Below are 26003 nucleotides of genomic sequence, written 5' to 3'. Positions count from 1 at the left end.
GTCGCTCAATTTTTTCTGACCCTTCCGGGGTTGTAAACTTGTGACAAGGAACTTTACTGGACTTGTACCCCTTCGTTGGCAAACGACAGGCGGTGTCCGCTCTTCTCCACCAGAGGAACGCTGATGCCTGCCTTCTTTCCACACGCCACTTCCGCCGACAAGCCCCGCCACCTTCGGCCCCACCCCTCCCTGTTCGCCTGGCTGCGGCGCAGGAATGCCGGCAGGGTCGATACCCTGCGATGCACCTCGGATCGCCGTCAGCCCGAGCCCTTCGACTGGCCGGCTGAACTGACTCTCGAAGCCCTCGGAGAGGCCATTGCCGCATCCTGCGGCCTCGAGATCGTGATCAAGCCCATCCCTGACGGGATGCGCCACCACGAGATCAGCGGACTCACTACTGTGATCGGACGGACAGCCCACGTCTTCTACGATCCCGAACTCCCACCCCTCAACATTGAGCAGACAATCCTCCACGAGTTCGCCCTTATCCTGCACGGCGATGTGCGGGCAGACTCCGACTGTACGCATCTGCGCAGCATGTTCGACGACCCCGTAGAGAAGCGCGCCGAGACCACGGGCATGCGCCTGATGGATGCCCTGCACCGTCGGCGGCGGGCATCCGAGGAGCGGAGCGAAGTCCTCGTCTTCCTGTCCGGATCAGACGAGAACGGCGGCGTCTGATGGCCGAGATCGTCATCGTCGGCATCACCATGGGCCTGATCGTGATTGTCTCCGCCCTTTATAAAGGCGGCAGACACCGGGTCAACCTCCTCCGGGTCACCTGCGCTGCGCTCTTCGTCGCCACGGTCTGTCGCGGCATGGAACCTCCCATCGACGGGCCGGCCGTCGACCTCCTCAAGCGCATCGCGATTCTGGCCGCCCAGGTCTCCGTGGCACTGCTCATCCTCACCTTCCGGGCGGCTCCGATCTCCCGACGCGCTACCCGACTCATCTACGTCGTTGCTGGATTCATTGCGCTCGGCGAGGCTGTGCTGGTGTGGTTCATCCCAGTGCACGCCGACGGCACCATCTATGACAGGAAGGACATCGACGATGCCTTTGCACAGGGACAGGCCTGGGCGCTGATCTCATACAACTTCCTGTACCTGAGTGCTTTTGCTGCAGCGACCGCCGTCGTCGCTGTCGGATGCTGGCGCACGATGACCCAGAAGAACCAGCCCTTCTCCGCCCGCCTCCCGGTCGCGTTCGTCTTCGCCGGAGCTCTCGGATCTGCCCTGTTCATCGGGTCTTCGCTCCTGGACCTGTTTGGAAACCCGGTCCTCGGCGGAACAGAGACGAGGACGCAGCTCCTCGTCGCCGTCGTCAGCTTCTTCTTTGTCGGCCTCGCCATGGGTGTCATCCGCCGCGTCAGCTTCGAAGTGCGGGAAAGGCTCGCACTTCGCCTCGCGCACGAGGTCGTCGTGCCCCTGTGGAGGACAACGACGACGCTCCATCCCGACGTCAGGCTGCCGCCAGAAGACCGGCAGGGATTCGACCAGCTGATGACGCTGTCGCGGCTCACCATCGAGACCCACGACGCACTCAGGCTCATCCGCGAGGACGACGACCCTGCCCTGGAACCCCTGCATGAGCGGCATCCCGAGGATCCGCACTTGTCGGCCGGGCTGGTGCGCCACCTCAGCGGCGAGAAGGCGGTGCCCTGCCTCGGGCGGTTCACACTCGCGCTGAGCCGGCTTCGCACGCTGAGGCTGAAGGAGGACGAAACCCTGGCCGCCTCGGTGCAGAGCCTCTACGAGATCCGTGTAGCGATGAGTGCCATGAATGGGACGGACGTGCGATGACTGGGAACGAGACAAAAATCCGCATCCCCGCGACCGGCGATCCTGCGACCCGGGCCGCCCGGATCCTTAGTGACCTGTTCGCGCCCGCCGTGTCCGTGTTCCTCATCTGCGTCCTCTGCGGCGTCACAGGCCACCCGCATACATGGGTTGGTCTCGGATGGGGCATCCTGATCGGCTCTTTCTGCGCAGTGATCCCGACAGTAACCATCCATGTCGCCGTGCGGCGCGAGCAGCTCACCGACCGACACGTCACCCGGCGCGATCAGCGCTGGTGGGTCTTCCTGGTCTGCGTGGCATCTGTGCTTGGAGGCATGGCAACGGCGGTGCTGCTGGGCGCGCCGCGCCCGCTGCTGTGGATCCTGCCGACGATGGTCGCCGGGCTCGTCCTTGCCGGGGGAGTGACCCTCCTGGGACCAAAAGTCTCCATGCACGCGTTCTGCTTCACCTCCCTCGTCGTCCTCGCGGCGATGCTGCTCTCGCCCTGGTGGCTGCTCGCCCTCCCAACCCTGCTGCCCGTGGTCGCCTTCGCCCGGCTGAAGCTGAAGCACCACACACGCCTCGAGCTCGCACTCGGGTCCGGCCTGGCGGCCGCCGTGATGCTCGGAGCCAGTGCGTACATGCCCACCGCCGGCTAGGACTGCCCACAGCTCCGGCGCAACCGGAGATCTGCCGATGCCACGGCATTGGAAGATCTTCCACTAGTATGAAGGTGTCGTCGCGTGCACCATTCGCCTCGATGACTTCATGTCTGAAATCACGAGGAGGATCCAGCTCCGTGACCATCGCCCAGCGACTAGAACGCTTGTTCGCGGAGACGGCGGGACCACACGGTCGCCCCGTCACCCTGCAGGAAATCGTTCAGAGAATGGAGCAGCGCGGCATCTCCTCGATGTCGCTCAGCTACCTGCAGCAATTGCGCAAGGGGGAGGCCCACAATCCCCGCCTGCAGCACCTCAGAGCCCTGGCCGACGCCTTCGATGTCCCTCTGTCCTACTTCCTGGAGGAGGACGAGCCAGACAGCGCCACCGAGCAGGAGCTGACCCCGCAGGAGCGCAGCATCGCCCTGCGTGTCCATGGGCTCAGCGACGGCGCACTGGCCAGCATCCGGGCGATTGTGGAGCTGGCGCGCAAGAGTGAGCAGCTCGACGACCCTCCGAAGAGCCCTGACTCCACTCAAGGCTGATCCCGCCGCGGGTCCCAACGTCCTGCGGACCTCTTCCTCGTGCCGGCGCTTGGTATTTGAGTGGAATCTTTTCCACTCGTATGGCAGGATGGAAACCACAGCCCGGCGATTCCGTACATCGTGATGTCCCGCCGGACTAAGGTGATCACGCCCGTGAAGGAGCATCAGATGGTCGATATGCAGCCCCCCTCCGACGAGTTCCGCGGATTCGACGAGGCCCGGTCGATCATGTGGTGCTACGAGGCCCGCTCACGCACCTATTCCCGTCTGGGCCAGACGGACTTTCTCGCCGATGACGCCGTGGCCGCCGTGCATGTCGACAACACCTCCCGCGCCGACCGCGTCTTTCTCACCGCCTTCGACCGCTCTGGCGGCCTGCTACGAGGCGACACGCTTTACATCGACGACCCGACGCAGCGGCTCGACGTCACACCCGAGTTCGACCACGACTTCACCGGCATGGCCGTCGCCGCTGGCTCCGAACTTGAGGAAGCCGTTGAACGCGAGAACGGCTGGGTGGTCAACCTGGATGCCCTGCGTGACTACGACCCGCTGGAGGACCGCCGGACCACGCAGCGCGCGGTGCTCCTGGCGCACCTCGGAGACATGATGGCCAGCGGCCAGGCCCGGGGCTTCCTGTTTGACAAGCGCGACGCTGCCGAGGATCCCGGTGAGGCCGGCACCGACGCCGCCTGAGCGCGGCGCAGCACTTCTGGCGCTCGATCGACCCCGCCCGGCTTCGGCCGAGGCGGGGTCTTTTGCGTCCCTGGGGAAACCGGTGGAAGGACCGTGGACCGGCTCACGCCGGTCCCGGGGGTCGTTCCGTGGTGGTCGCAGCCGCGCGGTGCGCAGCGCGGCCACCGTCACCGAATCGTCTGTTCTTGAGAGCCCCGACCCACAGGAGTAGCCCATGACCGTTCCTCGCTCTGCAGCCGAGCTGCCCGTCAAGTACGAACGGGCCGAAGGCTCCGCCCGACATGGCCGGGCCATCTACGAGGTTGCCGGCTCCGGCCTGTACCAGGTAACTGCGGCCAAGGGCGAGTTCGCCGTCTCAACGCTCACGCAGTCGGGATGGACGGAGCTGATCACGCTCGACGAAAGCGACGGGGTTTCGAACGCGCTGGAGGCCATGCAGATCTGGCTGGGCATCCAGACCCCGACGCCCCCGGCCGGCGACAGCGCCGCAGGGGAGCGTAGTGGTGCCGATGGCTGACCCGGCCATGACGATGGAAGATCTCGTCGTAAAGGCAGCCGCTGCTGCCGTTGTTGCCCGCGGCCTCACCCGTAAGGACGGGGAGGCCGCCCTCGCAGCCCTTGGCTGGGCCCAGGGCACGGTCCTCACCCACGAGGACGCGTTCCGGGCCTTCGCCCAGGCCCTGATCGATGAGGTCGGCGTGCCGGACCTTATCGAAGCCAAGATCGAGCTGCTCGGTGAGTACAAGCTCGACTACCCCCAAGACTACGAGCCGGAGGATGTCGCCTGCATGCAGACAGAACTGGAGCGGCTACGGTCGTTGCAGCAGCAGCTCACGCGGCTCGCCAGCTGACTGTCCCCGGACACAGCAGGAGCCCGGACGGCGCTGAACGTCAGCGTCGTCCGGGCTCCACGTCGACTTTCACTCCGTGGGTGGGATGAGCAGCGAGGCTCCGGCGTAGATGAGATTCGGATCCTGGATCCGGTTCTTCTCGACCAGGGTCCCGATCGGCACACCGGTCTCCGCCGAGATCTCCGTGAGGGTGTCACCCCACTGGATCACGTACACCCGCGGCGGAAGCTTCGGCTCGGGGACCTGCGCCGGCTTGTCCTCGTCGCCCTTGCCCGAGGCCGAGGTGCCCGAACCCTGGCCGTCCGTAGAGCTGCCGTTGCCGGCCTTGGTCTCGAAGGCGTCCGGGACCCCGTTGCGATCCAGGTCCGGCAGGGTCACCGTCACGGTGCCCTCCTCGTGCTGGGGAGCTGCCACCGCCTCGCTCGCCGGGCTCCGGTCAGCACTGAGTAGCTGCGTCGCGCCCCAGCCGGCAAACAGCAGCGCACCACCGGCCATAATCCCGGTGGCCAGTACCGGTCCACTGCCATAGCCCAGGGGCCCAAGCCGGTCCCGCCGCTGCACCGCCACCCGGGCCGGGGGAGCCGCATCAGCAACCTTTTCCTCGGGCCTGTGCATCGTATCCGTCATCCCTGTCCCTCACTATCCAGCTCACCATTTGTGACCATTCGAGTCCCTATGCACATTCTACTCGTAGTCCAGTGCATCTTGATAGAATAGGAAAAGGGATAGACGAGGGATAGAACAGTCCGACAGGTGCCACGAACCACCGAATCACTCAACAGAAGGAACCCACCACCATGGCCAACTACTCCATCTCCGCCAACCAGCTCACCGAGGGCACCAGTGTGTTCATCCGCGGCAAGCTCGCCTTTGCCCGGCTGACCAGCCTCATCGAGGGTGCCGCCCTCGCAGCCAGCGACCAGCGCAAGGTCCAGAACGGCATGAGCCCCGTCGGCAAGCCGCACACCACGGCGACGATCACCGAGGCCGAGGTGCAGTTCGCCGACCCGGCGAACCCCACGGTCGAGGAGCAGTTCGTCTCCGAGCGCCGGTATACCTCGAAGAAGAACCCGGCCTCGGGCGCGAACTACTCGATCGACTCCAAGGGCACCAACCTGCCGATCATCGCGATCCCGTCCGAGAAGGGCGACGGCACCTACGACCAGGACACCTCCGGCCAGGAGCTGGCACAGGGTCTGGACGTGACGCTCGTGCTGCGCGTTTACAAGCCGAAGAACTTCGCCAACCGCGGCCTGTCGCTCGACCAGGTGATCGTGCACGAGACCCCGCGCTACTACAACGCCGGCGGCGTCGCCAGCGGCGAACTCGCGGCCCGCGGCATCGTCTTCAACGCCCCGCCCCGTGCGGTCCAGGCCCAGCCGGGCGCGGGCTCCGCCGTCGGCAACGGCGATGAGCCGGTCGGCACCGAGGTCGAGGACGGCCTGTCCTTCCCGGCCCCGCAGCCCGCCGTCGCGGCTCCTGTCGCGGCACCGGTCCCTGCCCAGGCGCACGCGCAGATCCCGTCCGAGCCGATCGCGGCGGTGGCACCTGCCGCAGCTCCGGTTCCCGCCCCGGTCGCTGCGGAGCAGCCGCAGCAGGAGACGCCCGAGCAGAAGCTCGCCCGCCTGGAGCGTGAGAACGCCGAGCTGAAGAACGCGGGCTCCGCCGTGGGTGCTCCCGCAGGCCAGGGTCCGTGGGGCGGCTCCGGCGATGCCCAGCAGGCCGGGATCACCTACCAGGGCTGATCCGCGGCCGACCAGACCGAACCCCCAGACGAGACCCCCGTGCAGGCATCCACGCCGTACGGGGGTCTCGTCTTTCAGGGCCAGGGTGCGACCCGGCCCCGTTCCCATCCGCTCCCGATAAGAAGGCATTGATGTGACCGCCGTCGATCCCCGCGCGATCTTCCCCAGCTTCTACGACAACCCCGCGATCCGCGCCCTGGCGACCGCCTGCCGCTGGACCATCTCCGGCCGGCTCGGTGAGCTTGACGACGACTCCGGCCGCAAAGCACCGATCGACGTGCGGCACCTGCTCGACGGCTGCAATCCGGGCTGCCGCCACGCAGGCCCCCTGCGCGGGGCGTTCGCCCTGGACGCGACCTGCCTGCTCACCCTTGACCAGCTCGCCGATTCACTGCCGAACGCAGCGAACGCCGCCTTTTACCTGCAGGCCCCCTCCGACGGACTGGTTGTGATCGACGTCGAGCCGGGCTGCCCGCCGGACGTGGCCGCCGACATCCTGCGCCTGCCCGGGATCCTCTACTCGGAGCTGTCGATGTCGGGCCGTGGCTTCCACCTGATCGCCCCGCTGCCCGCCAACCTCCACGACTTCCCGGTCGTCGCCGACAAGCGAGTCCTGCGTGAGGAGCACGGCTGGTACGAGATCCTCCTGGACCATTGGTGCACGTTCACCCGCAACCCGGTGCCGCAGCGGATCGTCGAGCACGTCGCGGCGCGGCCGGCCTCCGACCGGTTCTCCTCGGTGGAGGACCTGTATGCGGACCTCGCCGCCAAGGCCAAGCCGAGCATCAGCATCCCCTCGACCGCCGTCGGCACCGACGGCGAGATGCCCGACATCCCGTACGCGGAGGCCATCGTCGAGCAGACACTCGCCGGCTCCCGCGACAGGCTGAAGACGCCCGAGGACTTTAACAGTGACCGCTCCCGCTGGGAGTTCTCCGTACTGGGTGTCCTCTATACCGGCATGCAGCTGCCGTTGCGCACCTACCGGTCCTTCGGCGCGCAGTTCTCCTCAGGTGACGAGGCCTGGCTGCTGTACAAGACCTCGCTGGCAGTGATCGAGCCCCGGCCCAAACACGCCCAGATGCGCAACGGCAGGCCGTTCCTGCTGGACCGTGCTGCTGCCCTTGTGGCGGCACGGGAGGCCTCCGCCGAGGCGGGGTGAACCCTTCAGGGGTTGCCCATCGGTTTGGCGGTGGAACAAGGACTGGATCGGGCGGAGCCCGATCGGGGATGGGGAGGCGGTGGGCTTCTGAGCCCGACCGCCCCCGTCACCGGGCCTTGTGGCCCTGCTTCCGACATGTCCCGTACGGCGCTCAGCCCTGCCGTGGGTCCGTCTCCCGTCTCACCTGCTCACAGCTCACCCACGACCAGAAAGACATTCCCATGAAGTTCAACGACACCCTGACGACTCTGATCCAGCAATCCCTCGAAGTCGGGGCCACGCCCGCGCTCATGGGCGAGCCCGGCATCGGCAAGTCCTCCTTCGTCGAGGCCCTCGCCTACTCGATGGGCACCAAGGCCTTCGTCCTGCCCTGCAACCAGCTCGCCGACAAGGCCGACCTGACCGGCGCGCGCCTCGTGCCCTACGAGAAGAGCGACGGGACACAGTCCTACAAGCAGGTCTTCTACCCGCACCAGGTCATCCAGGAGTGCATCGACTACGCGCTGGAGAACCCGCGTGAGTGGCCGATCCTCTTCCTCGATGAGATCAACCGCACGACCTCCGACGTGACCTCCGGCGCGCTCACTCTGGTGACGCTGCGTCGTATGGGCCACATCGAACTGCCGGAGAACGTCCGCATCATCGTGGCGGGCAACGACAAGGGCAACGTCACGACCCTCGACGAGGCCTCGCTCTCGCGCTTCGCGATCTTCCACGTCGAGCCCGACGCGACGACCCTGATGTCCGTCCTCGGCGACGCGCTGAACCCGTGGGTGAAGAAGGTTCTTACCCAGTACCCCGCGCTCATCTTCCAGAAGTCGACGCCGAACGCCATCGTGGCCGACGGCCGCGATGACGACGATGACGACGGCAACGTCACCATGGCCGAGCTGTTCGACGGCGGCGAGGAGATGAACCAGCTCACCACGCCGCGCACCATCGACCACCTCTCGCGGTGGCTGAACCGCGTCGACCGCCAGGAGCTGGCAAGCCACCTGGCGACCCCGGTCCAGATCGGCAGCCGCGAGACCTCGCTGCTCAACGAGGCGATCGAGGCCTTCACCGGTGACACCATGTTCACTACCCAGCTGGTGGCGGTCATCGCCGAAGACCTCGCCTCGAACTCCGGCGGCCCGGCGCACAATCGCGTCAACGTGCCGAAGCCGAACTGCTACGCGACTCTCAAGACTGCAGCCACGGTCACCGACCTCGCCGCGCAGATCTCGGGGCTGACCCAGAACGAGGTCTCCGGCTCGCTGCTCTACGCGATGAAGGAGAACGAGGACAACTCGCGCCTCATCGAGCAGCTGGCCCAGGCCGCCGTCCAGATCGAACCGGAGCACACCCGCACCCTGTTCGAGCTGGTGACCACCGGGCAGTTCGACCGCCAGAACCTGGAGGCCTTCCTCGAGGTCGACTCGCCGATCGTGGCAGCGGTCAAGCCGTCCCTGTCGGCCTTCCTCTGAGCCGACCCGGCACCGGATGGCGGGGGACTCCACCGGCTCCGTTCGGGAGCGTCCCCCGCCATCCCACGACACCCGTCGCCTCAGACCGCATTAGGAGACCACGATGACGATCACCGTCACGAACCAGAAGCCCGCGGTGCTCGACGCCCTGCACACGATCTCGTGCACCGGCGACTACGACCCCATGCCGGCCATCCAGAAGGTCCTGGTCGACCCGCTGCTGGAGCCGCTGAATCCCAGCGCTCCGGCGAGCATCGTCGACGGCTCGGGCCACGACATCACCGGCAACGTCCTGGACATCGTCATGCGCTGCCTCGGCGAGACGATGGACCCGGTCGCCGAGAAGAACGCCAAGGAGCTGCTCGGGCAGACCATGGTCAGTTACGACCAGGCCACCCCGCTGCCAGTGGGCGAGCTGTTCGCCGTCCAGGCGGGGCAGCAGAACAAGTGGCCCGCCCCGTCAGCCCGGGTGTTCTACACCGCCCAGAACGACGTCATTCCTGCAGCCAAGGGTCTGCTCGCCGGGTCCGCCGACGAGAGCGCCTTCTTTGCCTCGATCGCCTACGCCTACCACCCGAACACCCTCGGGTTCTGGTTCCAGTCCTCCGCCGCGTTCGACGGCTTCAAGATCTGGCTGAACCAGCAGGTGCAGGCGATGGCCGGCGCGAACGCGATGCCCGCGGACACCCTCCGGCTGCTGAACGACTTCGCCAACCTCTCGCTCAAGGGACTGACCGAGTCGCTGCTGCTGCGCAAGGACGACTCCGACGGCAACGACGAGTTCTCCTTCGCCCGACTGGTCATCCGTATGCTGATGACCTACGTCGAGCAGCAGCGCAAGGCGGCATCCGCAGGAGCATCCGCCCTCGACACCGGCATCATGCCGTTCACCGTCGCGGAGCTGTTCTGCCCGCGGTCGCTGGTCCTGGTCAACGTCGAGGCCCACGCACGCGCCACCGCCGCGAAGGTGACGGGGGAGTGGAACCTCATCAACCAGTCCCTGGCCTCGCCCGTGAAAGTCGTCTCCAACGCCGCGCTGTCCAAGCTCACCTCGCTCCCGCGCGCGGCCGCACGTGCCGCCGCCATGGGCGCACGGCAACAGCCGGGCCAGCCGGGCTCGCGCTCGGCCCAGGTGAAGTTCCGCAAGGCCCCGCCCACGAAGCTGGACCTGTTCAAGGACATCACCCGGGTGCTCAAGCGCATGGGCAAGGTCAACAAGTCCCAGAACGTCTACCGGACGACGAAGACGACCTTCCTCAAGGCCAACCGCCGCAACCCGGACGACTTCAACAAGCCGGGCCGGATAACCTCGGTGCAGTACATGCCCGACCTGCACGTCTTCATCGACACCTCCGGGTCGATCTCCGAGGAGAACTACCAGGAGGCGGTGCTGATGCTCATCCGGATCGCCAAGAAGCTCAACGTCAACCTGTACTTCAACTCCTTCAGCCACATGCTCTCCCAGGAGACGCTGCTGAAGGTCGAGAATAAGTCGACGCGGCAGATCTGGCAGGAGTTCCGGAAGGTGCCCAAGGTCACCGGCGGCACCGAGTTCAAGCAGGTCTGGGACTACATCAACGCCTCCCAGGTGCGAAAGCGCCGTCTGTCGCTGATGATCACCGACTTCGAATGGTCCACGCCTTCGAGGCGCGAGGATCACCCGCCGAATCTCTACTACGCCCCGTGCTCGGCTATGGACTGGAAGTACATGGTCCGCTCCGCCGAGACGTACGCGAACGGCATGCAGCACATCGACCCGAGCATCCGGCAAAAGCTGCTGGGCATGGTCCTCTGATCCTGCTCCCGGCCACAGGGGAGACGCCGACCGGCTGAACCGGTCGGCGTCTCCTCCTCCCTCAGACCTACCCGTAACCCTGCCAGGCATCCCGGCGCGCCCACCCAGCGCGCCGCCCGGCGAACCCCACCGAAGGAGGGACCCACGATGGGCCTCAACAACTTCACATCGGGCTCCGACGACGACACGAACAGCGGCGGCACGCCTCCGAGCTTCCCGCCCATGGGCGGCATCCCCAGCCAGGGCGGCCAGTCCGACGACGCCGCCAAGGAGCTCCTCGTCGACTACAACGAGAAGTTCAAGAACGCCGACCCGACGATGTTCCGCGACGCGCTCATCGAGCAGGTCCTCTCCGTCCTGATCAGCCGGAACAAGCCGAACGTGCTCCTGAAGGGCTCCGCCGGCGTCGGCAAGACCCGGATCGTCGAAGACATCGCCCGCCGGATCGCCCTGGGTGACACACTCATCCCCGACCAGCTCAAGGGTTTCACCGTCTACGAGCTGCCGATCACCAACCTTGTCGCCGGCTCCGGCATCGTCGGGCAGCTGGAGGAGAAAGTCCAGGCTGTCATTGACTTCGCCTCGGACCCCAAGAACAAGGCCATCCTGTTCATGGACGAGATCCACCAGATCACCGGCGGATCCACCTCCCACACCGACTCGGTGCTCCGCAAGGTATCCCAGGTGCTCAAGCCCGCCCTCGCGCGCGGCGACATGCGCGTCATCGGTGCCACCACCTCCACCGAGTCCCGGGCCTTCGACGACGACCCCGCCTTCGCGCGGCGCTTCACCCCGCTCATCGTCGATGAGCTGACCGTCGAGCAGACCCTCACGGTGCTCGGCAGCGTCCGGCCGGGCCTGGTGGCGCACTACCGCCACCAGATCGCGGTCGCCGACGACGTCCTGGCCGAGACGGTCCGGATCGCGGAGGAGAACTCCCGCGCTGGGCAGCACCGCCCCGACAACGCCATCACGCTGCTGGACCGGGCGATGGCCGACCGTGTGCTGGAGCAGAAGAAGCTCATCGTCCAGGCCGAGGCGGCCGGGGACACGGCTCTCGTGAACACCCTGCGGTCGATCCCGCAGGTGCCGCTGACCGCCAAGCGGGTCCTGGACGTGGCCAAGCGCCTGATGACCGGAAACGCCCAGCGCCCCGAGTTCGACGTCGCAACCCTCCGAGCGACCCTGCTGGGCCGCCTGCGCGGCCAGGACGACGTGCTCGAGAAGCTGGTGGACCGCCTGGCCCGTGAGGAGCTGGACCTGTTCCCGACGTCGACCCCGATGACCTGGATGCTCGCCGGGGCCTCGGGCGTCGGCAAGACCGAGACCGCGAAGATCATCGCGGAGCAGATGACCGGCACCGAGCCGATCATCCTGAACATGACGGAGTTCCACACTCCCTCGGACACTGCAAAGATCGTCGGGGCACCTCCCGGCTACGTCGGCTCGGATTCCAACCGCGAGCTGCCGTTTGGCACGCTCGAGTCCAACCCCCACCGGGTGATCCTGCTCGACGAGTTCGAGAAGGCCGACAAGGCCGTGCAGCGGCTGTTCCTCTCGGCGTTCGACGAGGGCTACATCCGCAACGCCCACGGCAAGGTGCTGGACTTCTCCAAGGCGCTCGTGATCTGCACGACCAACGCCGCGCGGGAAGCCCTGAACCGCAAGCCCGTCGGCTTCGGCTCGGTCCCGCCGCCGGTCTCCCACAGGTCCCTGACCAAGGAGTTGGCGCAGTTCTTCGACGCGGAGCTGCTCGGGCGGTTCTCGCTCATCGTGGGCTTCAACCCGGTCGACGAGCAGGCCTACCGGGAGATCCTCGCAGCAGAGTACACCCGCCAGCGCGAGCGGATCCTGGACGTCAGGCCCCGCCTGAACCAGGCTCTGCCCGCCTCGATTCCCGACGACGAGCTGCGCGCCGTCGCCGAGGAGACCTACGTCGACTCCCAAGGCGCGCGTCCGGCCGGCAAGGCCGTGCGCGTCTGGATCGAGGACCGGCTGCTCGCCGCACAGGCTGCGTCGGCCCCGTCAGCCTTGTCCGTCCCGCCCGCAGCCGCCGTCTCCGAGGAACCGGAGGCGCTGGCTGTGGACTGACCAGGCACCGCACTGCGCTCGAGCGCCCCTGTCCCGGATAGCCAGGGTGGGGGCGCTCGTGCGTGTGCGCACCGCGTTCGAACACAGGAAGAAGGACGTCACGGCCATGACCATCACGACCAACTCCGCCGTCGGCAGGAACCGCGCGGCACAGCCCGAAGACAGGAGCGAGCAGATCTGCGACGACGCACGGCTGCTGGTCTCCGCCCACTCCGCGGACGCGACCGACTGCCGTGATCTCACACTCATGCTCGGCCTGGTCGAGGTGGACCCCTCGGGGACCCTCACCAAGGCCAATCCCTGGGACGCCGGCTGAAGGCGCTTCCTGTCGGGCCCGCCCAGGAGGTGAGCCTGCGATGGACGACCGCGCGCCTGGGTAGCGCGCGGTGTCCGGGTCCGCGCGGCTGACGCCGCCGCGCCCGGATTCAGGGGCCTTACGGCCCCTGACGGGTGGGTTGAGAGGAGCGCGGGAGGGCTCGTCGCCAGAGGCGAGCCCTCCCGCTCTCATGCCCGCGCCCGTGACCCAAGCACTCGTCTACGGAGCATTCGACTGACCATTCGTCTCCTGTGAGAATGGTCTATCTGCTCCCATTCGGTAAAACCTCTCGACCTGCCTACTGATTCGTTCGAAGAAAGACGACACCATGCCCATCCTGCTTGACGACATCGACCTTTCCGCAGCCGCCGTCGCTGCCCAGAAGACCGTCGACCCGAAGTTCTTCTCCTCGCGCCTGACCGGGTCCGGCAAGAAGACCGGCCTGCTCAACGAGAGCCTGCGGCCGATCAACACTGCGACCAACACCGCCTACGCCGTGGACCGCGACATCGAGGTCAAGCAAAGCTCGACCCACCACGACATCACCACCGCTCTGGTGCCGCTGGCCCCCATCACGCGCCGCTCCCTGCTCTCGGGCGGGTCGTTCACGCTGCCGGTGCCGCATGTCGATGACCGCTTCGGGCTCGACATTTCCACGCCGGCCAACGTCTGGGACGTGCACTTCGACATGACCCCCCAGGCCCTGACCGTGTACGAGGACAAGGCCGGCGACAAGATCCGCCGTGACCTGGTGATCCAGTACCGCCTGGAGCTCTACTTCCTCAAGCAGGGCGTGGCCGAGCCCGAGCGCGCCGTCTCGGTGTCCCGCTCCGTCGGCTACGGCAACCACGACGCGGCGGTGTTCCTGCAGTGGGACACCAGCCCCGCCGAGAACGCCCGCGACTTCATCGAGGAAGTGCTCTCCGCCGCAGGGCTGAGTGCCGCCAACCTCGACAAGCTCGCCGACTGGATGGACGAGTACCCGATCTACGAGAGCATCACACGCCTTGCCCAGATCTGGGACTCTGAGGCCATCTCGGACACCGTCTGCCAGTACGTGCAGGACATGCCGGCCAGCCCCACCGAGGAGCAGCTGAACATGCTCGCGGTGCAGCTGCGCTACCTGGAGAACTACAACGTCCCGTTGGAGGCCTACCGCCGGATCCACCAGCAGCTGGACACCACGTTCTCCGCGCCGATCGCGGCGAAGCTGTCCAAGCAGAACCTCAGCCTCCTGATGAACCACACCCTCGACCACCTGGATCGGATGAAGGGTCAGCTCATCACGCCGCCGCAGCCGACCACGGCCCCGGTGTTCCCGCCGCACCTGTCCAAGCAGCAGCTCGACGCGCTCAGCACGCACGAGCCGCTCGTGATGACGCAGGCCGGCGCGGGCACGGGCAAGTCGACCGTGATCCTCGAGCGCATCAAGTACCTCGAGACCTGCGGGGTGCCCGCCAGCGACATCACCGTCCTGTCGTTCACCAACGCCGCGGCCGACAACATCACTGAGAAGAACCCGAACGTCGGCTCGATGACGATCGCCAAGATGATCATCGACATCTACTCGATGAACCACCCGACCCACAAGGTCTCGGCCATCGACACGATCATCAACTCGATCGACATCTTCTACCCGAACAGCCAGTTCGCGGCGACGTTCCGCCACCGCCTGCTGGAGGTCGACCAGAACAAGACCGGCGCTTTCACGGCCCTGAACACCTTCGTGGAGAACCACTTCGACGAGGTGATCGCGCTGCTCGACCGAATCGAGCAAACCTCGCTGGAGCTGCAGATCATCATCTGCTACCAGAAGATCGACGACATGTCCGAGCCTGCCCACGTGCAGAGCAAGTACCTGATCATCGACGAGGTCCAGGACAACTCGGTCTTCGAGTTCATCTACGTGCTGAAGTACATCACCAAGCATGCGCAGTCGCTGTTCATCGTCGGCGACGCCAGCCAGACGCTGTACGAGTTCCGTTCGGCCAACCCGAGGGCGCTCAACACGCTGGAAGGCTCGGGGGTCTTCGCGACCTTCCGTCTCACGACGAACTACCGGAGCAACCAGGAGATCCTGGACTTTGCGAACGTCGTGCTCGGCGGTCTGGAGACCAACCAGTTCGCCAACATCCAGCTGCAGGCCAACTCGCTGGCGGTGCCCACGGCCGACTCCTTCCAGGAGAAGGTCACGCTCGACTACCACGAAGTGGCGCGCCTGACCGGCTTCATCGCCAACGACCTGCAGCCGATCGTGCGCAACACGGTGATCCCGGAGTACGTGCAGGCCTGCCTTGACCGCGGCGAGCAGGTGGCCTTCCTGGCCTACGCCCGCCGTGAGGTGGCGCTGATCCAGGAAGTCCTCGAGAAGGCCTACCCGAACAAGCACGTGGCCTCACTCGTCAGCGACCGTGTCTACGCCACGGACATCTTCTCGAAGTACATCAAGTTCTTCTGGAACGACGTCCTGCAGGTGCAGCCGGCCAACGCCTCGTTCGTGGTCTCCCAGGGGATTAAGGACAACATGGGCAAGCTGACGAAGAACGCCGGGAACGCCAACGTCGAGAAGGCGATCCTGCGCACCATCTCCGAATGGTGGGTCGAGAACAGCGCCGCGATCAACGGCTGGGTGGCCCTGTGCAACCAGGGCAGCCTGCCTGCGAACGTGTTCTTCGACCGGCTCCGCGACAACCTCCTGTCCTTCGAGATCATGCGCAACCAGCAGAAGCTGAACGTGAACAAGCAGAAGAACCAGGAGCGCAAGCGGAAGAACCTCGAGTCCAAGGCCGATCTCGTCGTCTCGACGATCCATGGTGCCAAGGGCCTCGAGTTCGACAACGTCGTCGTCCTCTACAAGGAGGACGCCAAGATGACCCAGGACACCAAGCGGATGTTCTACGTCGCGTTCACGCGCGCCATGAAGAGCCAGTACGTGCTCTCCTACGGCACGGCGAAGAACCCGCCGATCCAGAGCAGCTACGAGCAGATCGTCAACGCCCTCACCGAGCGTGACGAGAAGAACGCTCAGCGAGTTGCTGGCATCGACCCGATCCTCCTGGTCGACGACGAGGACGCCGGTACCGCCGGCGACCAGCAGCAGGTCGCAGAGGCCGTCTGACCGACGGCACCGGCGCGGGCGCTCCACCTCCGCGGGAGGTCGGAGCGCCCGCGCCTCCTGCTTCCCATCCCACACACACACTTCCAGCGCAGCTTCGAAGGAGCACACGCCATGACCGCCACTGGAATCCAGGTCGGCTCAGAGGAGCTCGTGCCGGGCCCCGACACCGCCTACGACCTTGTGATCTGCCACGAGGACCGGATCGTCTTCCATGACCACTACGCCTCCCCGGCGTTCCGGCTGCGTATGTGCGCGCAGCTGCTGACCGCCTCGGACGTCGTCCCGGGAGCGATCGACGCGTCCGCCGCGAACGAGGTGCACGAGCTATACCAGTCCCGCTCCGCGCAGTGGGAGAGCGCCCCGGACAGCGTGGTCAACGCCATCGCCAAGCTTTGCCGCCGATGGGGTGTGCAGGTCTACGTGAGCACGACGCGCAAGAAGACCGAAGCCCCGGCTGCCCTCTACTCGGTGATCACCGAGTACGGACCCGGGCAGACCGTCGCCGAGCACTTCACCTCGAGAGAAGCCCGTCGGGTCAGCCTCATCGAGCGTGCCGACATGTTCTTCCGCGCCCCCGGCAGCATCCCCGAACGGGTGCTGGCCGACGAACAGCGCCTCGCCGCGCTCGTGAGTGCGTTCCTCATGCCCGCCAACGTGCTCCTCACCGAGACCGTGCTCGACCAGGCCGACGGTCACTACAAGCCGTCCGGGCGACCGCTGCCGATCCTCTGAGCCCACACGGGCCGGCGGCCCCGACCACGATTTTGACCAGCAAACCCGGAAGGGACCCGCCATGTCCATGACTGACACCGTCAAGCCCGAGAACCCGTATGCCCGCACGTACGCCGACTTCCTGGCACAGACCCGGGAGCACGTCCTCGTCGTCCTGCAGGACGAGGGCCTCTACCGCCACATCAGGGTCCAGGCCCCCGGCACCCGCATGTGGTCCTGGGACGTCACCACCTGGCCTGGCCACCTGGCCACCAGCGGCGACATCGCCGACGGCTATATGTTCACCCGAGAGCCAGACATGGTCGGGTTCTTCACCTCGGCCGGCAAGAGCGAGAGCTACTACTCCGACGGTGCGCCGGGCATCGACTTTCGCTACTGGGCCGAGAAGCTCTGCGGCGGACGCTCCCGCGAGGTGAAGCAGTACGACGCCGACCTCTTCCTCCGCTTGGTGCGCGAGCACCTCGAGGAAAGCGAGGTGCTCGGCACCGAAGCGCAGGAGTTCCACGAACGGCAGCTGACACTGCTGAAGCGGCTGCACGAACTGCGTGGCCTCGACCCTGACGCACAGGCAGCGCTCTTCGAGGCGCATTGGACAGCCGAGAGCACCAAAGCCTCCTACCGCCCGCCCTCGACGCTGTACTCGGCCGTGCGCGACGAGGACAACAAGACCGCATCCCGGTCGGCCCTCGCCGGCCTGTGGTGCACTGACGGTCTCACGGATGAACAGCTCGAGGAGCTGATCGCAGAGCACGACTGGCACGAACTCGCCGACCTCGACGTCCCACGCCAGTCTCCGGCCGAGCGCCGCGAGGAGATCCTCGAAGAGGCCCGCTGGCACGCCGACAGCGAGTCGGAGGCCCACAAGTGGCTGGCTGATCACGAGGACGCCGTCGGCTCCGACACCTGGGAGTGGGACCTGCGCGACTGGGACATCCATTTCCTGTTCACCTGCTACTGCATCGACCTGGCCGTGCGTCTCTACCGCGGGCACGCCGCCGCCAAAGCCCAGCCGTCCGCCGCCTGAGCTCACAGCACCACCGGCTCTTCCCCGGCTGCCTCCGCAGCCCACCCACCTATATCCCGACCCGAGGAGAACCTATGAGCGCCGACATGCTCACCGCCGTCATCGCCGTCCCGGCCGACCGCACGAAGCCGATCGACTTCGAACGTGGCCGCCGGATGGTCGAAGAGACCCCGGACGCTGAAGCGTTCCGGTTCGACGATCCAGAGTCCCAGCTCGAGGAGCTGGTCGAGGACTTCGACCCCGATGTGCACTTGGACGCCGACGGCGAGCCGGCCCCGGAGGTCCTCAAGAGCGTCGGCCGCAGGATCATCGACAAGCTCGAGAAGACCCTGGACTCCAGCGAGACGAACACCATCGACGTCGCCGGCTACCGGCTGTACCTCTCCGGCGGACTTTCCTCGGGCGATTCTCCCACCGATGCCGCTGGCGCGATCTGGCACGCCCACCACCTGCCGGTGGCCGTCCTGCTCGCCATGGGATTCATCCCCGACTACAGCAGGCCACTGTCCCGCACCAACGGCAACCCCGGACGCGTGACCGACACCGACATCGTCGACGCCATCGCCCTCGGTCTGGGCACCAAACCGGAATGGTCCGGTGCCGACGAGCTGGAGTGGATTGCCAATGCAATCGGCTCCGTCCGGCCCCACCCGGGAGACTGGGACCCTGCCGAGTACCACGTGGAGTTCACGGAGCAGCACGGCTTCGATCCGGTCAACGACAACTTTCTTATCGGCTATGTCAGCCAGTACGACAACCAGGAAGGCGGGGACTGACTCATGGCCCGCAGCGTCTTCATCCTCTGCGCGTGCTGCGCAATCAAACTCGCGAACGACGACGAGTCGGCCTGCCGCGACTACCACGGCCACGACCACGTGGGACTGAAGGTGCCAGCCGGCACCGCGATCACCCAGGGTCCCCACGAATGGGACGGCTCGCTCGAACTGGCCTGCCATGGCCACGAGGGTGGGACCATCCAGCCGCTGGAGGAGTACTGGGTGGCCCAACCAGGTCCCGCACTGATCGAAGAAGAAGTGCGATGAGCAACCGGACACCCGTGCCCGATGCCCTCTTCGACGCCGACCTCTGCCAGCCGCTCGGCCGCGAGGACTGGGTCGACCGGTTCAAGTGGGTGATCGACGACGGCCTCGTCGTCCATGCGCCCGTCACTTGGACGTGGACATGCCCTGCGTGCGGAGAATCCGGCGTCATGCCCGACGGCCCCGACCTGCTGGCAGACCTGCACGGGTCACAGCATGCCGAAGGCCCCTTCGGGGCGATCGTCCCGCTCGAGATCGAGGCTGTGCGCGCGTTCGCTGAATGACCCTGCCGCCCGGAAGGAGAGGCCTGCCATGACACAGACCAACACAGCCTCTCCCACGGCTACTGTCCTGCCGACGGCCGTGATCGTCGACATCGACGGAACGGTCGCCACGCACGCCCTCCCCGACGGACGGTTCACCCGGGGACACCACGAGTACCGGCTCGTCCCTTGGGACCTGCCCAATCCGCCGGTGATCGAGACCGTGCGCGCCCTGCACGCCGCCGGGCTCCAGATCGTGTTCTGCTCCGGCAGGCCGGTCATGGACGAAAACGGCTGGGACGTCGGCCGCGCGACCTACGCCTGGCTCATCGAACACGTGGGGAAGTGGACTGCCCGCTGCCCGCTGTTCATGCGTGGCCAGGGCGACCGACGGCCGGACGACCTCGTGAAGACCGAGATCTACGAGGCCTTCATCCGCGGGCGGTGGGACGTCCGGCTCGCGCTGGATGACCGGCCCAGGGTGATCCGGGCCTGGCAGGCCCTCGGAGTGCCGGTGTTCGACGTCCAACCCGGCTCAGGTGAGTTCTGACGCGCGGCCCGAGCCCTCGAGCCGCAGCGGGTCGCAGGGCGCGGGCCTGTTACTCTCCAATTGCCGCGCAACGCCATTCTGCAGCGACTCAGTGACCATCAGGAATGGTGGTATACGAGGCACTGGCATCCCATTCGACCACGAATAGACTGGAACCATGACTAACGACAAGACCCCCCAGGCCCCGCGCGAGGGCTCCCTGCCTAAGTTCTCCGTGAACGTCTGGTGATCGCCCTGGGAATGGCCTACGGCATCTTCCACGTAGTCTTCCGCACCGACATTCTCGCGCCGGTGCTCGCCTACGCCGAGCCCGTCAAGTACGGGATCGACTGGGTGATCGAGGATCCGAAGCGGGCGTGGATGGCCTTCGCCGGTCTCGTCATCCCGCACATCGGGCTCTACTACCTGTTATTCGAGGACCGGAAGTGAAAGGGTTGGCCATGCTCAGGAACCACCAGGACGATCGTGGGGCTGTGCGTGCTCAGCGGAGTCTCGGTCGCCGCCGTTGTCAGCTTGGCCACCGGCTTCTTCGCCTGGATCATGGGCTCCGTCCGCAGCCTGTGGGAAGGCTTCATCGCCTTCCTCAACTCGCCCTTCAGCTGGGAGCACCTCATCGCCGGCGCAGGGGTTCTGCTCATCCCGATCATCATCATCGTCGTGATCTTCGCTCTCGCCGACAACTGATGTAGTGAACTACGGCTCAGGCAAAGCCTTCCGGAAGGGTCACTTCAACCGGCGGCAGCTCAGGTCGGACCCGCGTGAGACGGACTGAATGCCGGAATGCCCGTCCCGACCAGGCAACGTCCGCCGAGACCTCGACGACCAACGGCTCCACCAGCGTCAGGGAGACCGGACCACTCTCCTTGGTAAAGCGGTCCAGCACCCGGTCGCTGATTTCCTGCGGCCATGGATGCTTTCCCCGGGGAGGACGAAGGTACGTGGCCAGATCCCTTCCCGCACGAGCCGTCAAGGGCGCTGACCGGCCGACAATGCGCAGACGTCCGTCCACCGGCAAACCCACCACCGCTGCCCGCGGCTGCTCCATGGGGCCTATGACCGCTGCAAGAACCACGTCAAGAGCGTTTCTGCTCTTGACCTTCAGCCAGATGCGCCTGGGCTCATAAGTCTGGCCTTCACCCTTGATCACAATTCCTTCAACACCTGTGGCCGTCATCTCGTCGAACCACGTGGCTGCCAGCGCCCTGTCATGGGTTGCCGGTGACAGATGCAGAGGCGGAACCCACCCGCGCGCCAGTTCCTCGAGCAGAGCCCGGCGGTCCCGAAATTGAAGCCCGCGGGTGTCCTGCCCGGCCACCGCCAGGACATCGAAAACGACCAGCGAGGCAGGACTCTTCCGTATGAGCTCCGGGAGCGCGGCCCTGGAGCTCACCAGACGCATCTGCAGCGCTTCAAAATTCAGCCGGCCCCCGGACCACGCCACCACTTCGCCGTCGACAACGACTCCCGGCGGAATCTGCTCACGCACGGAATTTAGGACATCCGGAAAGTACCGGCTCAAATCCTTGCCTTGCCTGCTGTACAGCCATGCCCCGTCCGAACCGACCAGACACCCTGCACGGAAACCATCAAACTTCATCTCAAAAACAGAGCTGCCGGACAGCACATCGCCGCGTGGAATCGACTCCACCGCCTTGGCCAGAGCAAGGTCCAGAGGAGGATGCAGGGCGGCCGGCAGACCCTCAAACATTGTGGGCACAGCGTAAGCCCAATCAGGCGCGGGCGGAAACAGGGCTCACTTCCAGCCAGAATGCGGCACAAAGGTCCGGGAAGCGTCACAGCGAAGCTGTGACCGGGTCCGTCTTCGCCAGGGAAACCAACCACATTCGAGACAGGGGCCGTCATGTCCGCTCAACCTGCTCTAATCCCCACTGGATCTGCCGGGACTGTCGGTGGCCAGCGATACAAGGAACCCACCTCACAGCAAATCGAAGATGCAGCAGCCCTGATGTTCCTGGCGGCCACGAAGAAGGCCCTGAGGAACCTGGAGCACATCTGGGACGTCCAGCTGGAGTTGGAAGTCACCTACACCGTCCACAACCAGCGCAGCTACCGCGTGCATGCAAGCACCCGGGCCGGTGAGAGCATCACGGGTACTGCCGGCCATTATGTCCATCCTGCCAATGGCACCCCTGAGACAGCTGCCTGGGGCATTGCCCGGGAGGCCCGCAATGCAGCGGCCAAACGCCGGCAAAAGGAGATCATCAATATTGTGTGAACTGCGCCGGTGTTGACTGCGCTGTCGGCTGGCGACAACGTGGGGCACGCCTGTGCCGGAACTACCGGCCCTGACCCGAGCGAGGGTGTTGAGGGTCTTGTGGAGTGGCCATTGGTTGAACAGTCCCGATTCTTCTCCAGAACCAGCCGACGTACCAGAGAATCGCGACCAGCCCAATTACGAAGCTCGCAATCAGCAAAGTCTTGGCCAATACGTCCAGGCCCTTGGGCTCGAAGGTCATCATGATCAGAGGTACGAGGATTCCCAACGAGAGGCCGGCCAGCATCCAGATGGCAGCGGCTACCCCCTCTGGCCTGCCGATACGGGCCAGCTCTTCATTCAAGCGGTCCCGCTCGGCAACAGCCGCCCGAAGTTGCGTCCTCAGATCTACCTCAGCCCGGATTTCCTCATCCTGCCGTCGCAGGCTTGCCGATAATGCTGCGTCCGACATGATGCCCGTTCGAAGTGCCGAAGATACATCCAAAAAGCTTCTCGGTCCGAACATCGCCATGCCCGAGGGTGACGGGAGACTGCCGTGCCGATGCTTGAAGGCTTGTTCGTAAATATCCCGGTCGGCATCAGCAATTTCAAGACCGCGCTCGACCAGGTCTTCAAGGTCCAGGGTCTTGGTGTCGCCCTTCCTGATTGTCGCCTCGATCGCCTCCACCGCATTTTTCACCCGATTCCGGAGCGAAACCGCATACGGTTTGAGCTCATCCTCTGTCGTTCCCCGGAGCAGGCGGTCGCGGATCAGAGCGTCGAGGTCCAAAGACGGATCTTCAAGCAGTTTTTCCACTGCCACTTCGTATAAGTAGCTCTCCGCCCTGTCCAATCGGGTCCGGTGTGCTTCGTTCAAATCCGAATCGATATGTTCGATGCGCCCTGCTGCGGCCTCGAGGAGTCTTCGGATACCCTCGCGTTCGCTGGAGATCGCAACAAGGCGGCTGACAAGGAAGCCTCCAATGATCGCAACGAGAACGGCCGAGGCCTGGCTGAGGGCGGACAACAAAGTGCTCGGGTCCCAGTCCTGCGCCGGTGACCTGAGAATTACGCTGAATGGGTCGCATTGCACCACTGACTGGAGCAGCGGCACGCGGGAGGCACAGGTAAGAAATTCAGACGAGATCACCGAGCGATCATAAGCGACCTCTAATGATCGCTGTGCACAGGGAAGCCAAGCCGAACGACATTAGTGGCGGCATTTTCTAACCCCCACGCGCGACAACCATTGACACACAGAAGAACCCCGGTGATGCATTTGCATCGCCGGGGTTCTCTCTTTTTTGTCTGCCAGTACCTGCCCGTCGTCTAGCCGGCAGCGCGGGCCAGGCGCTCCTCGGCCTCGTCGAACTCATCGATCACCCTGAAGGCTTCCGGGCCGGTCAGGTCGGCGTCCGGATCGAGCCGTCGATTGATGCTTCGGGACGCGGAGAACTTCAGCACCGAGTAGTCGTCCACGTCCTTCTTGCCGAACCGGACCTTGTGACCCTTGTGCATCTGCCGGGCGAAGCGGCCGAAGCCGGTGAGCACGACGGTGTCCCCGCGGCGCACGGCGTCGGTGAGCTCAGCAATCAACGACTCGTACACCTCGCTCACGAGCCTGATCGGCAGTCCGCTGCGGCTGGCCACCAGCGAGATGAACTCGCGCTTGCTGATCCGCGGTTGAACCGTCGTCTCCATGCCCACACCCTGTCCTAACATCCTTCGTGAACCGCTTCTTGCTTGAGAAACCAGTTTATCCGACAGGCTTGTCGAAAAGCGACCGATAGACCTGTCGGTATCCATTCACTAAAGCTCGAAATCCGGTTCAATGGACTGACGCTCGTCCTTGTACTCGTAGTCGACCGACTCGATGATCGACCGGGTCTTGGGATCGCGCCGCGTGCTGACGATCTTGTCGTGGGACTCGTCGAACCGCTGCTGGTCGGCGATCCGGTGGGCCGCATTGAGCTTGGCATTGATGTTCTTGTCGCCGAACTCCATCATCGAGCTGACCGAAGACTTCGCACCCTGCTTTGCCGAGTTGACGTTCCTCTTGTTCTGCGCGCGCTGCTGCTCCCAGCGACTGCGGTCCTCGGGCGTGACGTACCCGAACATCTGGGCGAGCCGCGAGCCGTACCGCTCCTGCTGTTCCACCTGCTGGTCATTGCTCATGATCCTGCCTCCTTCTCGTTGATCGCCGGACTACGCCGGCTGGTAGTCCTCGGCCCCACGGTCGCGGCTCCACTGGTCCTCCGGCCCCGTCCGGGCCGAGGCACCGGGCCCCTGCCGGAACGGCTGCGGCCGCGTGCGTTGGCTGGCCAGGAAAGTGGCGGGATCGTCGACCGCGGCCCGCATCGTGTCCTGCCAGTCCTCGCCGAGAGCCAGCTTGAGCTCGTGCTCGAAGTCCGGGTCCTCCTTGTTCAGCTCCTCGATGGCGTCCACATAGGCGTTCGAATAGACGCGCTGCTGCTCCTCGTCGGAGAGGCCGTCGATGTACATGCTGGCGAGCATGCTCTCGGACTGGTCGAGGCGCTGCTGGAGGTCCTCGGGCAGCCCTCGGGTGTCCAGGCCCTGCTTCTTGGCCGCGAAGCCGAGCATGTAGCCCATGACGCTGCCGCCGAGAGCCTGCCGGTCGCCGCGCTGGACCCCGTCCAGCATCGCCGCCTTCATGGTCTCCCCCAGCTGCACCTGGTGCTCGTCCGGCTCCATCGGCAGGCGCAGTGTAAACATCCCCTCGTCGGGGATCCGCCGGCCCAGGTGGTCGTCGAACTCTCCGGTCCAGACCTCGCGCACCCGATCCGTGCCCGCCAGGCGGGCCTCGTGCGGCGGGGCCTTGACGATGCGGCCGTGCGCGACGCCGTTGAACATCAGGCGTAGCTCCGGTTCGGACTCCATCCGCTCACCGATGATCGTCCGGGCGCGCTTGACCACCTCGGCGCGATCGAGCCCGTCATCCTCCACCTGCTGGCGCAGGCGCTTACGCAGGGCCTTGTAGCTTGCGTTGATCTGCTTCGCGTCCTGCTCGGGGTCGCGCATCTTCCAGAACGCGTTCTCCATGAGCGCGACCTCGGTCATGGCCGCCGACTCGGGGGTGAAGAGCTCTCGGTTGCCCCGCTCACGGCGTTCCAGGTCCTCCAGGCGGGTGCGCCAGCGCCGGGAAAGGAAGTCGTCCCTGCTGGTGCCCCAGCGTCCACCCGACTTCCCGGACTGCTTCCCTTCATCGTTGCCGACGACCTCCTTCGTCTCCGGCGCGCCGCCGCCGACCAGATCTCCGGCCAGGGCCGCCTGACGCTCAGCCCTCTCGCCGATGCGCCGGGTCTTGGCATCGATCCGGTCCTGGACCTTGTCCTTGAACGGCTGTAGGTAGGAGTCCATCTCCTTGCGGAAGTCGGGAGAGAGCATCCGCATCGCCATCATCATGCCGGCGGCCTGAATGACCGAGTTCGGGTTCACGCCGCGGGTGAGCGGGCGAAGACAGCTCTGCATCATCATCTGCATGTAGACCGCGTGCATCGCGTCGAACTCCTTGGCGCGCTCCTCGTCGTTGAAGCCGGGCACGAGCAGCTTCGAGTCGCGCAGCGTCTGCATGTACGCCTCGCCCGCCAAGCGCGTTTCCGCCCGGAGCTTCAGCAGCCGCTCCCGGTCGTCGAGGCCCTCGTCGCCGGAAGCAGCCCGCTCCCGGTCCCGGTCGCGCTGGCGCTCCCGCCCCTCGGTCCGCTCCCGCGTCTTGGCCCCGAAGAAGCCGCGGGCACGGTCGCGCAGCCGCTCACGCTGACCGCTCGAGGCGTCCTGCCCGTCCGGCTCGTCGACGATCTCGGCGTCGACGATGTCCTCCTCGGGCCCGGTGGTCCCGTACGCCGAGTGAACGGCGCTAGAGGGATCGACCGGCAGCGCCTTGCGCCCCCGGCCCCTGCCGCCAGTGCCCATCTCCCATTCCGTGTCGTGTCCCAT

General features: G+C 65.8%; 29 protein-coding genes. 23 read left to right on the top strand and 6 right to left on the bottom strand.

The window, feature by feature from the left end; translation table 11 throughout:
* The first annotated feature begins 123 nt into the window (after positions 1-123).
* The 7 genes from QN084_RS01795 to QN084_RS01765 all read left to right on the top strand — a co-directional run bounded on the left by QN084_RS01795 (position 124) and on the right by QN084_RS01765 (position 4532).
* Complete coding sequence (locus QN084_RS01795) at positions 124-681, top strand: hypothetical protein (RefSeq protein WP_285750958.1); 558 nt, start codon at positions 124-126, stop codon at positions 679-681.
* The gene (locus QN084_RS01790) at positions 681-1802 is read left to right on the top strand and encodes a hypothetical protein (RefSeq protein ID WP_069695020.1); all 1122 of its coding nucleotides are present in this window, start codon (positions 681-683) and stop codon (positions 1800-1802) included. The genes QN084_RS01795 and QN084_RS01790 overlap by 1 nt, the downstream gene beginning before the upstream one ends.
* Entirely contained in the window at positions 1799-2437 is a 639-nt protein-coding gene (locus tag QN084_RS01785) for a hypothetical protein (RefSeq protein WP_021473588.1), read from the top strand. Before QN084_RS01790 ends, QN084_RS01785 begins: the two co-directional genes overlap by 4 nt.
* A 140-nt stretch (positions 2438-2577) precedes the next feature.
* A complete protein-coding gene (locus QN084_RS01780; protein ID WP_021473589.1) occupies positions 2578-2985 on the top strand; it encodes a transcriptional regulator in 408 nt (135 codons plus the stop codon).
* A 177-nt stretch (positions 2986-3162) separates the two neighbouring features.
* The gene (locus tag QN084_RS01775; RefSeq protein WP_285750956.1) at positions 3163-3681 is read left to right on the top strand and encodes a hypothetical protein; all 519 of its coding nucleotides are present in this window, start codon (positions 3163-3165) and stop codon (positions 3679-3681) included.
* 214 nt (positions 3682-3895) lie between these two features.
* Entirely contained in the window at positions 3896-4198 is a 303-nt protein-coding gene (locus QN084_RS01770) for a hypothetical protein (RefSeq protein ID WP_069695019.1), read from the top strand.
* 7 nt (positions 4199-4205) lie between these two features.
* Positions 4206-4532 carry a hypothetical protein gene (locus tag QN084_RS01765; RefSeq protein WP_139126759.1) on the top strand — a complete coding sequence of 109 codons (327 nt, stop codon included), beginning with the start codon at positions 4206-4208 and terminating at the stop codon, positions 4530-4532.
* A 69-nt stretch (positions 4533-4601) separates the two neighbouring features.
* Here the strand turns inward: QN084_RS01765 and QN084_RS01760 are convergent, their stop codons facing one another.
* On the bottom strand, positions 4602-5159 hold the full coding sequence (locus QN084_RS01760; protein ID WP_285750954.1) for a LysM peptidoglycan-binding domain-containing protein: 558 nt from the start codon (positions 5157-5159) through the stop codon (positions 4602-4604).
* A 170-nt stretch (positions 5160-5329) separates the two neighbouring features.
* Between QN084_RS01760 and QN084_RS01755 the strand changes: the two genes are divergently transcribed.
* The 15 genes from QN084_RS01755 to QN084_RS01685 all read left to right on the top strand — a co-directional run bounded on the left by QN084_RS01755 (position 5330) and on the right by QN084_RS01685 (position 20518).
* The gene (locus QN084_RS01755; protein ID WP_069695017.1) at positions 5330-6277 is read left to right on the top strand and encodes a hypothetical protein; all 948 of its coding nucleotides are present in this window, start codon (positions 5330-5332) and stop codon (positions 6275-6277) included.
* Positions 6278-6410: 133 nt separating this feature from the next.
* The gene (locus QN084_RS01750) at positions 6411-7439 is read left to right on the top strand and encodes a hypothetical protein (RefSeq protein WP_069695016.1); all 1029 of its coding nucleotides are present in this window, start codon (positions 6411-6413) and stop codon (positions 7437-7439) included.
* A 221-nt stretch (positions 7440-7660) separates the two neighbouring features.
* On the top strand, positions 7661-8905 hold the full coding sequence (locus QN084_RS01745; RefSeq protein WP_069695015.1) for an AAA family ATPase: 1245 nt from the start codon (positions 7661-7663) through the stop codon (positions 8903-8905).
* A gap of 103 nt (positions 8906-9008) precedes the next feature.
* A complete protein-coding gene (locus QN084_RS01740) occupies positions 9009-10700 on the top strand; it encodes a vWA domain-containing protein (protein ID WP_069695014.1) in 1692 nt (563 codons plus the stop codon).
* A 147-nt stretch (positions 10701-10847) separates the two neighbouring features.
* Positions 10848-12791 carry an AAA family ATPase gene (locus QN084_RS01735; protein ID WP_083261879.1) on the top strand — a complete coding sequence of 648 codons (1944 nt, stop codon included), beginning with the start codon at positions 10848-10850 and terminating at the stop codon, positions 12789-12791.
* Positions 12792-12849: 58 nt separating this feature from the next.
* Entirely contained in the window at positions 12850-13107 is a 258-nt protein-coding gene (locus tag QN084_RS01730; RefSeq protein WP_139126758.1) for a hypothetical protein, read from the top strand.
* Positions 13108-13435: 328 nt separating this feature from the next.
* Positions 13436-16225: an AAA family ATPase gene (locus QN084_RS01725; protein ID WP_069695012.1), complete on the top strand. Its 2790-nt coding sequence runs from the start codon at positions 13436-13438 to the stop codon at positions 16223-16225.
* Between the two features lie 111 nt (positions 16226-16336).
* The gene (locus tag QN084_RS01720; protein WP_069695011.1) at positions 16337-16957 is read left to right on the top strand and encodes a hypothetical protein; all 621 of its coding nucleotides are present in this window, start codon (positions 16337-16339) and stop codon (positions 16955-16957) included.
* 61 nt (positions 16958-17018) lie between these two features.
* Positions 17019-17981, top strand: coding sequence for a hypothetical protein (locus tag QN084_RS01715; protein ID WP_069695010.1), 963 nt, complete (start codon positions 17019-17021; stop codon positions 17979-17981).
* 74 nt (positions 17982-18055) lie between these two features.
* Positions 18056-18757: a hypothetical protein gene (locus QN084_RS01710; protein ID WP_069695009.1), complete on the top strand. Its 702-nt coding sequence runs from the start codon at positions 18056-18058 to the stop codon at positions 18755-18757.
* A gap of 3 nt (positions 18758-18760) precedes the next feature.
* Positions 18761-19024 (top strand): hypothetical protein, encoded by a 264-nt coding sequence (locus QN084_RS01705; RefSeq protein ID WP_069695008.1) that lies wholly within the window; start codon positions 18761-18763, stop codon positions 19022-19024.
* Positions 19021-19305, top strand: coding sequence for a hypothetical protein (locus QN084_RS01700; protein ID WP_069695007.1), 285 nt, complete (start codon positions 19021-19023; stop codon positions 19303-19305). Before QN084_RS01705 ends, QN084_RS01700 begins: the two co-directional genes overlap by 4 nt.
* Before the next feature lie 28 nt (positions 19306-19333).
* The gene (locus QN084_RS01695) at positions 19334-19834 is read left to right on the top strand and encodes a phosphatase domain-containing protein (protein ID WP_069695006.1); all 501 of its coding nucleotides are present in this window, start codon (positions 19334-19336) and stop codon (positions 19832-19834) included.
* 225 nt (positions 19835-20059) lie between these two features.
* Positions 20060-20263, top strand: coding sequence for a hypothetical protein (locus QN084_RS01690; RefSeq protein ID WP_069695005.1), 204 nt, complete (start codon positions 20060-20062; stop codon positions 20261-20263).
* Positions 20264-20311: 48 nt separating this feature from the next.
* Entirely contained in the window at positions 20312-20518 is a 207-nt protein-coding gene (locus QN084_RS01685) for a hypothetical protein (protein WP_069695004.1), read from the top strand.
* Positions 20519-20534: 16 nt separating this feature from the next.
* Here QN084_RS01685 and QN084_RS01680 read toward each other — a convergent pair whose 3' ends face one another.
* Positions 20535-21542: an ATP-dependent DNA ligase gene (locus tag QN084_RS01680; protein WP_069695003.1), complete on the bottom strand. Its 1008-nt coding sequence runs from the start codon at positions 21540-21542 to the stop codon at positions 20535-20537.
* Positions 21543-21695: 153 nt separating this feature from the next.
* On the opposite strand from QN084_RS01680, the gene QN084_RS01675 reads away from it, so the two are divergent.
* A complete protein-coding gene (locus QN084_RS01675) occupies positions 21696-22070 on the top strand; it encodes a hypothetical protein (protein ID WP_069696836.1) in 375 nt (124 codons plus the stop codon).
* Between the two features lie 61 nt (positions 22071-22131).
* Here QN084_RS01675 and QN084_RS01670 read toward each other — a convergent pair whose 3' ends face one another.
* The 4 genes from QN084_RS01670 to QN084_RS01655 all read right to left on the bottom strand — a co-directional run bounded on the left by QN084_RS01670 (position 22132) and on the right by QN084_RS01655 (position 26003).
* Complete coding sequence (locus QN084_RS01670) at positions 22132-23199, bottom strand: hypothetical protein (protein ID WP_069695001.1); 1068 nt, start codon at positions 23197-23199, stop codon at positions 22132-22134.
* Between the two features lie 179 nt (positions 23200-23378).
* Positions 23379-23750 carry an HU family DNA-binding protein gene (locus tag QN084_RS01665; RefSeq protein WP_069695224.1) on the bottom strand — a complete coding sequence of 124 codons (372 nt, stop codon included), beginning with the start codon at positions 23748-23750 and terminating at the stop codon, positions 23379-23381.
* A gap of 108 nt (positions 23751-23858) precedes the next feature.
* On the bottom strand, positions 23859-24224 hold the full coding sequence (locus QN084_RS01660; RefSeq protein ID WP_069695000.1) for a hypothetical protein: 366 nt from the start codon (positions 24222-24224) through the stop codon (positions 23859-23861).
* A 30-nt stretch (positions 24225-24254) separates the two neighbouring features.
* Positions 24255-26003, bottom strand: coding sequence for a hypothetical protein (locus tag QN084_RS01655; RefSeq protein WP_069694999.1), 1749 nt, complete (start codon positions 26001-26003; stop codon positions 24255-24257).

Source organism: Paenarthrobacter sp. R1, assembly GCF_030264015.1.
GTDB classification, from domain to species: Bacteria; Actinomycetota; Actinomycetes; order Actinomycetales; family Micrococcaceae; genus Arthrobacter; species Arthrobacter ureafaciens.
This window is presented reverse-complemented; position numbering and strand designations above follow the sequence as displayed.